The 13,241-nt window shown below is 37.0% G+C and carries 11 protein-coding genes; 2 read left to right on the top strand and 9 right to left on the bottom strand.

Annotation, left to right across the window (positions count from 1 at the left end; genetic code table 11):
- The 3 genes from EPU_RS10685 to EPU_RS10675 form a co-directional block, all read right to left on the bottom strand.
- Window positions 1–528, bottom strand: a 528-nt coding sequence (locus tag EPU_RS10685) for a 1-phosphofructokinase family hexose kinase (protein ID WP_010169274.1), incomplete at its 3' end; no start/stop codon positions are given.
- A 156-nt stretch (window positions 529–684) separates the two neighbouring features.
- Window positions 685–1,431 (bottom strand): DeoR/GlpR family DNA-binding transcription regulator, encoded by a 747-nt coding sequence (locus tag EPU_RS10680; protein ID WP_010169272.1) that lies wholly within the window; start codon window positions 1,429–1,431, stop codon window positions 685–687.
- A gap of 132 nt (window positions 1,432–1,563) precedes the next feature.
- On the bottom strand, window positions 1,564–2,619 hold the full coding sequence (locus tag EPU_RS10675; RefSeq protein ID WP_010169270.1) for an SEL1-like repeat protein: 1,056 nt from the start codon (window positions 2,617–2,619) through the stop codon (window positions 1,564–1,566).
- A gap of 172 nt (window positions 2,620–2,791) precedes the next feature.
- On the opposite strand from EPU_RS10675, the gene EPU_RS10670 reads away from it, so the two are divergent.
- Window positions 2,792–3,373 (top strand): TetR/AcrR family transcriptional regulator, encoded by a 582-nt coding sequence (locus tag EPU_RS10670; RefSeq protein WP_010169268.1) that lies wholly within the window; start codon window positions 2,792–2,794, stop codon window positions 3,371–3,373.
- A 72-nt stretch (window positions 3,374–3,445) separates the two neighbouring features.
- Here EPU_RS10670 and EPU_RS10665 read toward each other — a convergent pair whose 3' ends face one another.
- The 3 genes from EPU_RS10665 to EPU_RS10655 all read right to left on the bottom strand — a co-directional run bounded on the left by EPU_RS10665 (window position 3,446) and on the right by EPU_RS10655 (window position 8,349).
- Window positions 3,446–4,786 carry a citrate transporter gene (locus EPU_RS10665; protein WP_198006422.1) on the bottom strand — a complete coding sequence of 447 codons (1,341 nt, stop codon included), beginning with the start codon at window positions 4,784–4,786 and terminating at the stop codon, window positions 3,446–3,448.
- A 156-nt stretch (window positions 4,787–4,942) separates the two neighbouring features.
- Window positions 4,943–6,256, bottom strand: a complete 1,314-nt coding sequence (locus tag EPU_RS10660) for a GntP family permease (RefSeq protein ID WP_010169264.1) — start codon at window positions 6,254–6,256, stop codon at window positions 4,943–4,945.
- 80 nt (window positions 6,257–6,336) lie between these two features.
- Window positions 6,337–8,349, bottom strand: a complete 2,013-nt coding sequence (locus tag EPU_RS10655) for an oxidoreductase (RefSeq protein ID WP_010169262.1) — start codon at window positions 8,347–8,349, stop codon at window positions 6,337–6,339.
- A 215-nt stretch (window positions 8,350–8,564) separates the two neighbouring features.
- On the opposite strand from EPU_RS10655, the gene EPU_RS10650 reads away from it, so the two are divergent.
- On the top strand, window positions 8,565–9,122 hold the full coding sequence (locus EPU_RS10650) for a nitroreductase family protein (RefSeq protein WP_010169260.1): 558 nt from the start codon (window positions 8,565–8,567) through the stop codon (window positions 9,120–9,122).
- 20 nt (window positions 9,123–9,142) lie between these two features.
- On the opposite strand, the gene EPU_RS10645 is transcribed toward EPU_RS10650, so the two are convergent.
- From EPU_RS10645 to EPU_RS12400, 3 genes are all read right to left on the bottom strand, one after another.
- Window positions 9,143–10,405, bottom strand: coding sequence for a helix-turn-helix domain-containing protein (locus tag EPU_RS10645; protein WP_010169258.1), 1,263 nt, complete (start codon window positions 10,403–10,405; stop codon window positions 9,143–9,145).
- Window positions 10,406–10,573: 168 nt separating this feature from the next.
- On the bottom strand, window positions 10,574–11,896 hold the full coding sequence (locus tag EPU_RS10640; protein ID WP_010169257.1) for an MATE family efflux transporter: 1,323 nt from the start codon (window positions 11,894–11,896) through the stop codon (window positions 10,574–10,576).
- Window positions 11,897–11,980: 84 nt separating this feature from the next.
- Window positions 11,981–13,241 (bottom strand): sulfatase-like hydrolase/transferase (locus EPU_RS12400; protein WP_044150205.1); only part of this gene is annotated, 1,261 nt, incomplete at its 5' end.

The raw sequence follows: 13,241 nt of genomic DNA, 5'->3' as shown, positions 1-13,241 counted from the left end.
CCTATACTCCAACACGTTCATTAGCAGATCCTTCGTTGCATCTACCACTATTTTGGTTCCCGAATTTTGTAGCGCTTCCATCATATCTCTGTATGTCGCATCTGGCAATGATGCTGGAATCGCGCCTGCCAAAACCAAGATGTCGTCTGCCGTCAGAGTTGCTATTTTCTGATTTAGATGCAACAAATCTTCGGATGAAATAGCCGCGCCACTGCCATTTACTCCAGTCTCCGATGTCGCATCAGTTATCTTTACATTAATTCTCGAAAAGCCTTCCTTCAACTTTATGAAATCTGCAATAACACCTTCTTTAAACGTTGCCTGCTCGATATAGTCGCCCGTAAAGCCTGCAACAAATCCCAGGGCCTTGTTTGTTACACCCAGCCTGTTAAGTATAATGGATACATTAATACCTTTTCCTCCTGGCAATATGTATTCTGCTGAAGATCGATTGATTTCTCCGATTTCGAGTTGAGATAGATCCACCATATAATCTACCGACGGATTAAAAGTAATCGTATTAATCATCTTATTTCCTCCTTATCAATTTATCTATTTTTATTTTACTGCAAAACCCAGTCATTGTCAATCAAAATCGTTCAAAATCATTCATTTCGTTATTTTTAACATATTTCTGACACCAATTTTATCACTTCTTAACAATACACTAGGCTGACAGTTGGCTTATCCCACATATATTACATTAGTCTGTTTTGCTATATCTTCTATCTCCTTCGCATTGGTTATTAGCACTGCGTCTGCCAAATTCGCAAAGCTCACAAAATTATACTTAGACAACTTACTTTCATCTGCAACTACATATGCTGTTGCACAGTTACCCAATGCCTTTCGCTTAACTTGCGCCTCCTCTACCTCTGGCGTTACGTATCCCATTTTTGTACTCACCCCATTGGCCCCAAAAAAACCTACATTAAAATGATATCTCTCCAACTCATCTACGACTTTTGCTCCCACTATCGCTTCTGTTATTGGTTTCACTTTTCCCCCAACGATGATCACGTCTATATCTCTGTTTAGCAATGTTTTTATATGATTTAAACCGTTCGTTACCACCGTAACATTTTTTGCCTGGATAAATTGCGAGATCAATTCTGTCGTCGTCCCTGCGTCTATATAGACCATGTCCCCATCATTTATTAACGATGCCGCCTTTGCTGCCAACGCCGTCTTTGCTGCTAGATTTATCTCCTTTCTTGCATTTCGTTGCGCATCTTTTTCAAATGCAGTCGAGTTTATTGCCACCGCACCTCCATAACATTTTTTGAGTAAATTTTGATTATCCAAATTCACTAAATCACGCCGCACTGTCGATTCCGAAGCTCCTAGCTCTATTATCAAATCTGCTATTGCGACAGTTCCTGTTGCATTTACCAATTGCAATATTTTTTTATATCTCTCCTCTGTAATCATATTGTCACCCTCTTTTTTTTTTATCTATTGTAATACTTTTTGTATAATTTGGCAACGCTTGTCCTCTTTTTAATCTGCATAAAAGTTGCTGCATCAACTTATTATATCAATGCAGCTCACATATTTATTCGCTTACTTTGTTAACCTTCTTACAATCCGTTTTGCTTCTTCGTGTCCCTTGTCTGCTGCCTTTGCAAAGTATTGTAGCGCCATGCCTAGATTCTGCTCTACGCCATAACCGTTTCTGTAACACCAGCCAACGTTGTATATACCTTCTGGATCGCCTTGGTTTGCCGCTTGTAAATAGCAACTGTACGCTCTGCTTAAATTTTGCATTGTGCCTACGCCATCTCTATAGCAATACCCTAAGTTGTTTTGAGCTGGTGCGTATCCGCGAGTTGCTGCCGCTTCATATAGTTCAATTGCCCATTCGTCGGATGCTTTTATTCTATCATTATTCTGGTACAGTTGTTCTGAACCCCTCTTTGCTTCAATATATCCCTGATCCACCGATACTCTATATAATTCACGCTCTTTTTGCAAGTTGGGTTTTTCAAATACTCCCTCCCGAAATCCAGTTCCTAGATTATTTAAGGCATCATAACATCCTCTGCGTGCCGCTTCTATATAAAGATCCATTGCATGATTTATATCCTTTTCGACCCCATGTCCTTTTTGGTAACACCATCCCAGGTTGTTTACTGCCTGCGCATCTCCTTGCTTTGCTGCCATCTCGTACATTGTTTTTGCTTTCTGATACGACTGAACCACTCCCGCACCATTATAATAGCAGTTYCCTAGCTCAGTTCGCGCACTTGCAACTGCTTGTCGAGTTTCATCAATTATTCTATTCATCAAAGTATATCCCACGACGTCTTGCCAATTTGCCGCTCGGCTCAACCAAACTGTTCCTTGCTCATAATTTTGCACTGTTCCTATTCCATATATATAACATTTTCCCAACTCGTATTGAGATGGCACATGTCCTTGTTTTGCTGCATTCAAAAATAAATCAAACGCTGCCGYGGCTTTTTCATTTGCTATAAACTCTTTTCCTAATGCATATTTAGCATTGATATCTCCTTGCTCCGCTAATCTTAGAAGTTTGAGATCAACATTTGCGGTATTCGTTACCTTCTTGATGGATTCTACTCTATCTTGCAATGATCCAACCCTTTGAAAAGTCATATGACGCCTCCTTATTTTTGCTATATTTATTAGTCATTCGTATTGTATTCCAATCTATTAAAATTTGTGCTTGTCTCCACCTAGTTTTTGCTCATTTTTAGAATAAATGAGAACATTTTATCTCACACTAATTGTAAAACCACTTAACCTATTTATTCACGGAGGTAACCAAATGACTTCTCGTCAATTACAAGCTTATAATACCAAACACAAGATTATTCAATGCGCTATTGATCTATTTCAACAGGAGGACTTTAAAGATATTAAAATTAAGACTATTTGCGATGCTGCCGACATCTCTATTGGTACATTTTACCATTATTTTGATTCCAAGGAGGATATCATTATCAAAACCTTTGAGCAGTGCGATATGCTATTAGCCGATCAGCAATACGATTTAACCGACCTCACTCCAGAGCAAAAAATTAAGTCTATTTTACAGCAGATGGCTTTTATTTATGAAAAAAACAGTGCCAGCTTTTTAAGTCAGCTTCTCATCACTCAACTTGCCATTAACAACAAATACCTTTTGAGCACTTCCCGATACTTATATACCGAAATTTATAAACATTTTCAGCAAGGGCTAGATCAAGGAGATTTTCATTCCTCTAGAACCGCTCCTTCTTTAACTTCTTCTTTATTGCGATGGCTTAGGGGAGCCTTATACGAGTGGTGTCTCAACGAAGGGAGCTATAGCATATCGAATTTAATTCAAGATGACGCTACTCTATTTTTTGATGCTATCAGAAAATAGTTTTATCCAAGGTAGCTAATATTTCTTCTCGCAGCTATCTTGGATAAGTTATACATTTTATTCTACTTCATGCTAAAACACAAAAAATATATCTACTATAGTAACTCCAAATATTATACATATTACCAATACAGCCAAAGTCAATATAGGTGTATATTTATATATTATATTTGATGATAACCATTGTTTGTTTCCATGTAAAATCGCCGCAAACGGCGACGCAGCCGGTGTAATTGTAGCAATCAATACCGTATAAATAAACAAAGACACTATTGGCTCCATTGTCATATGCATACTGCTAACATCTGCAGCAATTATTGGCAACAAGATTAATCCTATAATTGTTCCACTACAAATATTTGTTAAAAGAATCGCTAATGTTAAAAGTAAGCATATAAATAATATACTTGACTCGGTTGCTAATATTGGTTGTAATATCATTGTTAAGAACTCTGTCACTCCTGTGATCTCATTTGTCAATGCATTGCCTAATAATAATGATGCAGAAATTATAAAGATGGAATTCCAATACATATGTGTCGCACCAATTTTTTGAAAATCTATAATTGCTTTCCCTTTAATTCTAAAAGCACATAATGCCGCAACAAACCCAATTACTATACCCACTTGTGTTTTATTTAAAAATTCATATAGCCATATATCTGTTGGCAAAATACTCGGCAACAGCATAGCGACAATATACAATACAAATGCAGATATAATAATTTTTCCTTTGATATCTATAGTGATTAATGTCTTCTCCTTAAACATATCAATATTAATTGTTTTTAGTCTTGTTACATCCACTTTAATGATATACTTCATCACTGCCAGCAGTCCAATAATATTCAAAATCGATAATGTTAAACTCATTCCCAAATAAGACACATTATTTATCGCGACACCTGTTAAACTATTAAAATTAGTAATTAACACAAGTGGAATATTTTTAAATGGCGCTGTACTAAATCCCAATATAGATGTAATAACGATTGCTATAAGCGATGTTGATACATATTTATCCTCTTTTGTATATCCCAGCTCTTCAAATACTTCATATAAAATAGACCAATACAAAAATATAGCAGCAAAGCTAGATGATAAAAATGATAAAAAATAACATCCTAATAAAATAGCAAACGTAAACATCCACGGACGACCATTTATGCATTTTATGGTTAAAAACCATCTCCCCAGGTATGCTGTCATATTTGTTTCTATTAATGCTCCTATGAAAATTAATGTAAATATAGTCTGCACCACAGTTGGACTTCCTAAAAAATTCATCATCAGTTCCGACATAGACATATACTCTATACTTCCTAGTAAAAACACACTTAGTAAACTTGGCCATATACTGTCCACAAAAGTCCACAAATATATTATCCCAATAAATATAGCTATAATTTTCATTCCAATCTCCGTTATAGAATATATTGGCTCTATGTTTCCAATTAATATCATAAGCAAAATACCTATAACAGAATGCAGTAGATATCGATAGTTTGAGTTAATTATTTTAACCATATTTAATCCCTCTTTATTTATGTTTATTATAGAAGTATCTCATTAAACAAAAATTCCAAATTGAATACATATAAACGCAACTGCTAACGCTGAAAATCCTCCAACAAACGAACCTTTAATATAAATCTTTAATGCTAGTTTATAATCTATTTTTGTCAACGAAATTGTATTTGCAATCGCTGCCGCATGAGGTGCCAATGACGAGAAAGTAACTATAGTGATTAATCGTTGTATAACTCCTGGAGCTAATCCTGCCGCCATAAAATTTGCTAAAATTGTTTCCCCAAATCCTCTTAATGCCGCCACACCGCTACACACAATAAATGTACCCACTAATGCCAATATTGAGCCTGCTACTAAGGGCGAAAACGAGCTTAGCCCTTCTGTAATAACTGCAAATCCGCTCGATGCAGAAATGACACTAGCCACTGCCGATGTTGCGGCAACATTTAGAAGCGGCACATAAGATGATAGTAATCCTGTCGTTACAATATTATTGAATCCTTTTGTTTTTAATCTCTTAAATGACAATGCTCCACATATCACAATGCCTATAGTTAAAGCTACAATTACATGTACTTCAAATATGGTAGAAAATAAAATAATTGCAACTAATGGCGCTACTGCAAGTGGCCACGAAATAAGATTCTCATCTTGCGTACTTGCTTTTGCTGTTTCTGTTTCGACAAATGCTCTGCCAGACTCTATAAAACCTTCGTTTCTCTTTTCGGCCATCTTAATTTCGATAAATATATTGCATAGTACCGTTATAATATATGTCGCTGTTGCAACAATACCCAGTGCCGCCCCACCTGTTAGCGAATTTGTTCCTGCCATTTCTCCCGCCATAATATTTCCCACTTGCAATGATCCTGGCAACATCACAGCAGGCATAATCATTACTCCTCCATAGCAAAACAAACGCCACGGTATATCATATTTTTGCAAAATTTCCTTACCCACTGCCAATGCACTAAAAACAGCAACAAATGGGCTTATTCCCACATAAGATAATAAAAAGTAGAAAATAGGTACCACCAATGCCGCAGCAAATTTTTTATTTTTTGTTTTATCTATTAATTTTGATAGCCCTATTGCAATGCTTTTTGCCGACCCGCTTTCTGCCATCAACTTTCCAAATAATGCTCCCAATGCAAAAATTAAAAAATATCCTGCTACAAAGTTACCTACAGTACTCAACCAAGTTCCATTTAAAGTATCTAATACACTTGTACCCGAAAATAAAGCAATTATAATTGTTGTTACAAGCACTGATACTATAGTTGCCACACCTCTAAAAGATAACAATATAAATACAACAATTGCAATTATTATTCCTAATAAACTTAAATTCATATGTAATCCCATCCTTATTATAATATTAAAAATTATGACATCAAATAGTTTTTCAATGCCATAATAATATACTCTCTAATTTATAAATCACGCGCTACCGCATAAGCATCCCAAATCGCATACATAATATTATGAACTTGCTTTGCATCACCCAATAAAAATACTTCTTTATCTGATAATCTAATTTCATTATACAATTTATTATCCGAATGATATCCAACTGCTGTGATCACGGTATCCGCTTTTATTACTTGTTCAGATCCATCTTTTAAGCCCACTTTTAGACCTTCTGCAGTTACCTCTTTTGCCTTCGTTTCTGTTAATATTTTTACATTATTAAAATTCAATAAATCTCTTAACATATCGTAGTTAGGAAACGGTATCGCTCCTTCACCACCAAAAATTTTATCGGTCATTTCTACAATCGTCACTTTTTTGCCTTCCATTTTTAACCATAGCCCCAGCTCTGCACCAACCAAACCTGCTCCAATAATTACAACTTCATTTCCCGCTATCGATATATCCATCGAAACTTTTGATGCATCATACACATTATTCAATTCACTACCTTTAAGACTCAATTTAATTGGTGTTGCCCCTGTTCCCAATATATACGCATCATAATCTGAGTTAATTATCATATCCTTCGTAACTGCAGTTTCCATATGAATATTTACTTTTAAAGTCTTAAGCTGATTTTCATACCAAGCAATTAATTTATGGTCATTCCTTTTAAACGTTGGCATCCCACCAGGAATTAAGCTTCCACCCAAGCGATTAGACTTTTCATATAAATCCACTTCATAGCCTTTTTCGCCACAAACTCTTGCAACTTCCATTCCAGCAACTCCACCACCAATGACCATTATTTTTTTTGGTTTAATCGATGCGACAATACCATATTCCACTTCTCGTGAACATGCTGGATTTACTGCACACGTCATAACATAACCCGTTTTAACACGCCCCATGCAACCGTCATGGCAAGACAAACAAGGTCTGATATCTTTTAATTTTCTGCGTCTAACTTTGTTTGGCAATTGTGGATCCGAGAGCAATGGACGTCCTAATCCTATCATATCCGCTTCTCCATCATCTATCGCTTGCAATGCCAGATCTGGATTATCCACTCTACCTGCTATCATGATCGGAACATCTACTGCTTCTTTCATTATCTTTCCAAACGGCAAATACAATCCATCGTCAAAATACATCGGCGGATGACTCCAATACCACGCATCATATGATCCAACATCAACATCCAATGCGTCATATCCAGCTTTTACCAAATATTTGGCAGCTTTTATTCCTTCTTCAATATCACGGCCTAGTTCTTTAAACTCTTCGCCTGGCAAGCCTCCTTGTCTAATTCCTTTTATAAAGCTCTTTGGAGAATATCTCAAGATAACCGGAAAATCTTGACCACATTCAGCTTTGATAGCCTCTACCACTTCCACTGCCGCACGATATCTATTTTCAAAGCTTCCTCCATACTGATCTTTTCTTTGATTAAATAGCTCTAATGTAAATTGATCTAATAAATAACCTTCATGCACTGCGTGAACTTCAACACCGTCAAAGCCTGCTCTTTTGGCATGAGCCGCCGCTTGTGCCATACTTTTAATCATACTTTTAATTTCTTCAATGGTGAGTTCTCTATGAATAACATTTTTATCCCATCTATTTTCAACTGGCGATGGCGCCACCGCTGCAGCTCCATTTTTAATTGCGTTTGGAACCATTACACGACCAAACCCAAAACCTAATTGCAAAAATATTTTAGCATCATACGCATGAACACGCTCTGTTAGAGTTTTTCCATCTCTTACAAAAGCCCCTGGATTTAGGCTAGCCATCGGTATTCCGCCATTCATGCTTTCCACAATTTTTTCTGCCTTACAAATACCAGTAACTATCAGACCTGTTCCACCTTTTGCTCTTTGCGCATAATACTCAATTCCACGTTCGTTATACGCTCCTGTTGTGGGGTCAACCAATCCTGGCGTTGCCATTGGTGCCATAAAATATCGATTCTTAATTTCTAATTTTCCTATCTTAATAGGTGTGAATAATTTTGAATATTTATGTTCCATTAATACCTCCACTTCTAAAATTTAATACATATCGGCTTATTTAATAAAATGTAATTCATCGAATACAGTTATTATAATTTATTATTTTTTTTATGACAACATGTAATTTTCAACAAAAAATCTTCCTGATAAATTATTTTTAGCAAATTTGACTAAATATTCTATTTTTGGGAAACACTATTGCTACAACCATTTTCAGAAAGGGAGATTGTCCAATGATTAAAGAAAGACGTAGTGTTCGAAGATATGAAGATAAAATTGTTGATAAGGGCGTTGTAGAAGCGATTATCGAAGATTGCCGTTTTGCTCCTTCTTGGGGTAACACTCAAATTGCTCGATACAACATAGTCACTGACCCAGAGCTTATTAAAGCCCTAGCAGATAAATGCGTAAACGGCTTTGTATACAATATGAAAGTGCTTAAATATGCCAAAAATGTTGCCGTAATCAGCTTTGTTAAAGGTAAAAGCGGTGCATTTGAGCCAGAAAAAGCCAAAGAGATGGGATTTGGAGACGATGGATATGTAACTAGCAAAGGATCTGAATGGGAAGTTTTCGATGCGGGCATCGCAACGCAAACATTTTGCCTTTCTGCACATGAGCATGGCATCGGCACATGTATTATGGGTGTTATCGATGATGCTAATATCAAGCAAGTTTTGTCTCTTCCAGAAGAAGAAACTGTTGCCACTGTTGTCACTTTTGGCTACCCAACTGAGACTCCAAAAGCACCGCCTAGAAAAGAAGTTTCGGAACTTGTTCGCTACTATTAAAAAGAGGGGGGCTATCCCCCCTACATAGACTTTCGAAACTGATTTGGTGTCACTCCCACTACCTTTTTAAATACGGTACAAAAGTATGTATCCGTATCAAACCCCACTTCTATTGCAACTTCCAAAACTGTCATCGATGTATCCATAAGCAACAATTTGCCATGCTCTATCCTCACTTTATTTAGATACTGCGTAAACGAATAGCCTGTCTCTTTTTTAAACACTGTCGAAAAGTATGAGGGCGTTAGATGCACTAATTTTGCAACCTTATGCAACGAAATTTCTTCCGCATAATATGTGTTAATATAATTTATTACCTTTCTTATAGGCACAAATAACGCCGTATTATTTAGCTCCAATATTTCATCGGTAAACTCTTTAATAACCTTATGCAAAGCAAAAGCCAAATCTTCCAAACTTTTTGATTCCATCAGCTCATTCAAAAATACAGCATTCAGTGATAACGTATTTTCTATACGTTTTGTCGACTCCAACGCTACTCGCGAAATAATAGTACAAAGCTCTAACACTCGCGCCTTAATTATATTTAGATCATTGGCATTGCTGAGTAGTACATGTCCTAGCAAATCGTTTAGTATTGCTGCCGCATCTGCCGTTTGTCCACTTTTTACAGCTTCTACCAATTTTTTCTCTTTTTCAAATGGATACGAATAATCTGCATTATGAAGATACTTTTTCTCCTGCAAAGTTTCACTAATTTTTCTCTGTTGCAGCGCACGCTCATTCCTCTCTTTCAAATCATACGTATTGCTAAGCATAACAGATGCAGTAATACATTCAATAGCATTGGCAAAATAACGTGTCAAACTTGGCGAAATTATCGACAACTGCCTGGCGCACTCCTCAAACTGTTCATACTGCGTCTTCTCTATATTATACCTTTCTAACGCGTCCATAAATTGAAACTCTTCAAAAGGCGTCATTATAAACCCTCCCGAAAGAAAGAATCCCTTAAATGCGCCTTCTATAACGATCGCCATTGCAATATGAGTTAGGCCTAATGGGCACATAAAAATATATGGTTCACCCAATTGATATGCTTGTCTACCTGCACTTAAATGAATTTCACAACAAGGGCAATCTGCTTTTAGACAATCTGCAACCAGTCTACAAAAAGGTGTAGGTTTGGCACGCACTCCTCTAAAAAATAGAGTTTCTCCTATGTGGTTTAAAAAAGCAATCGGAAGCTTTGTAGTATAAAAAAATGTCTTTGCCGCAAAATCTAATTTGTCTAAATCAATCTCTTTATCTATATTTAACATAGCAATCTCCTCTCAAAAACATACATCAATGTCATGTTATCTCTAACATGTGTAGTTTATCACACTACCTCATATATTGTACTACAAAATGTCCATAAAAAAAATTTAACTTAACAAAAAAAGTGGAGCACTCAAAACTCCACTACTTACTTCTTTATAATATTACTTTTATGCTATCGCTGGTTTAGCTTTTCTCGAATGTATTATCAATGCCCCTACTATAAGCAGCGAGCATATATCCGATGCCGCTTGCCCCACAAATATTCCATCCACTCCTAAAAACAGTGGTAATGTGATCGTAAACAATACTTGCAACACAATTCCTCTACCCATCGATATAATACTAGCATAGGTGCTGCGATTAACCGCTTGATAATATGATGCCATCGTTTGAATCACTCCAACAGCCGGCGTTCCCATGCAAAATATCAGAATTCTCCTATACGCAGTCTCTATTACAGCCTCATCTAAATTATATAGCGACACAAACTCTTTGCCATAAAATATTAAGAACAACAAAAACAACATGCTTATCGAGAGCGTTACCGCAAGAGTGATTGCCAACAGCTGGTGCTGACGTTTGAGAGCATGGGCACCATAATGAAACGCCATTACCGGCTGAATTCCCTGAACAATTCCTATCGCTATTTGCGCATATAGCGAAAATRTATATCCCGAAATACTAAATATTGCAATATCAACCGTGGTACCAGTTTTATAAATTATGCGATTTTGAATCAACATTAGTAGACCACCCGAAAATTGCATAAAGAATGATGCAACCCCAATTTTGCAGGTCGAACGCAATATCGCAGCATCCAGCTTAAAGTACTTTCTTCTCAATTTAAGGTTTGATTTGCCATACGTAAAATAGTATAACCCTATAATTGTTGATAATATTACACCGCACCCTGTTGCCAATGCGGCGCCAGCTGTCCCCATCTGTAATTCAACCACCAAAAGCCAGTCTAAAACCACATTCAGCAATGCGCCAACTCCAACCATTATCATAGACAAGTTGGGATTACCATCTGCTCTTACCAACTGATTTAGCGAATTGGAAAATAAATATGGTATCGACATCAAATATATTACCACAAAATAATCTCTTGTAAAATTAAATGTATCTGCAGTTGCTCCCAACATTTTAGTTATCGGGTTTGCCAATGCGACTCCCAAAATCATAAATACTATTCCCAAAATCAATGTATACTTAATTGTAACAGCAAAAACTCGCTCCGCATCATCCTTTTCTCCTGAACCCATTTTTTTCGCAATCAGTATCGTTGCCCCTGTTCCAAACATAGCTCCTGTTCCCAATATTATCGTTATGGCAGGCCATGCCAGATTCAGCGCTGCTAACGCCGTCTCCCCAGCGCCTCTGCCAACAAATATTCCATCTACCATCGTATAAATTGTATTTAACACGACACCTACAATTGATGGGATAACAAATCGTAACCATAGCTTAAAAATATTTTCCTTGATCATAGTCAATATTCACTCCTAATTTTTATGTATGTTATGCTTTCATAAGAAGACTGCCTACTATAATGCAGGCAGTTTTAACAAAAATTACCAAATATCTTCCGCTAATTTTTCGGCAGTGCATGTTACCAGAGGATCAGCAAACTCCACTTGCTTTTCGTGAAGCTTCTTCTTCAGTTCTTCTAAAATAACTTTATACTCTGGCCTTTCCGCCAAGTTTGTAATTTCATGCGGATCTTTTTCTAAATCAAACAATTGCGTATTGCGTTGATCACCCACAAAGTACTCTATTAATTTAAAGCGGTCGTTTTTATATGCTCGYTGAAAATTACGATATATCAGCAACAAATCCTCTCTCGCCATATCCGTTGCCCCATTCACAACATCTGCAAAAGACTTTGCATTCACCGATTCCGGCACTTCCAAATCACACAAATCGCATAGCGTTGGGAAGATGTCGCATAGATACGCATACGCATCTGTCATCCTTGGCACAAATTCTCCTGCAGGCTTTACTATAAGCGGCACCCTAATGCTATGCTCATATACGCTTTGTTTGCCCATCAGACCATGTTGTCCCAATGCTAGCCCGTTATCTCCAGCAAATATAATAATTGTATTCTCATATAATCCTTTATCCTTTAACTTTTTCATGACATCTCCAAATCGGGCATCGATGTGGCTAATCATAGAATAATAGTCGGCTATATGTCGGCGTATCGAATATTCACGTCTCGGAAAAAACTCCAACAATTCATCGCGAACCCATAGGTCACCATTATCAAACGTATGCTGCGGCAAGAAATTTTCAGGAGTTGACACATCATCTGGCGAATACATCTCTTCATATTTTTCTGGAGCATTGCGCGGATCATGCGGCGCCACTAATGCTGTATACAAATAGAACGGCTTCTCCTGATCATAATTTTCCAAAAACTCTAATGCGGTGTCGCAGAAAATATCCGTTGAATGCATGTTGTTCTGRATATTTTTGTCAATTTCCTTCTTTTTAATCATGCCCTTTTCCATTTGAAATGCATGCTCTARAACATATTCACCAGTTGGATCATAATCCATCAACACTGGTGCRTAGTGCCCACCTGCTCCATACCAGCCACTTCTTTTGGGGATGTTATTTCCAAACGAAAAAATACTATTGGCATCGATATAGGCACGGTTAAACGATTTCTTATCTTGATGCCACTTCCCAATATGCTGCGTAAAATATCCGTTCGCTCTAAACAGTTCTGGCATCGTCGTATGCTCCGGAGGAATCATTCCCCCATTTTTCTTGCCTTCACCATGAAGCGTAAATACAGTTCGCCCCGTTTGTAGCATGGCGCGCGAT

Origin of the sequence: Candidatus Epulonipiscium viviparus (assembly GCF_000171335.1) — a bacterium.
Taxonomy (GTDB): domain Bacteria; phylum Bacillota; class Clostridia; order Lachnospirales; family Cellulosilyticaceae; genus Epulonipiscioides; species Epulonipiscioides viviparus.
Note: the sequence above shows the minus strand (reverse complement) of the source record. Positions and strands in the feature narration are given on the sequence as shown.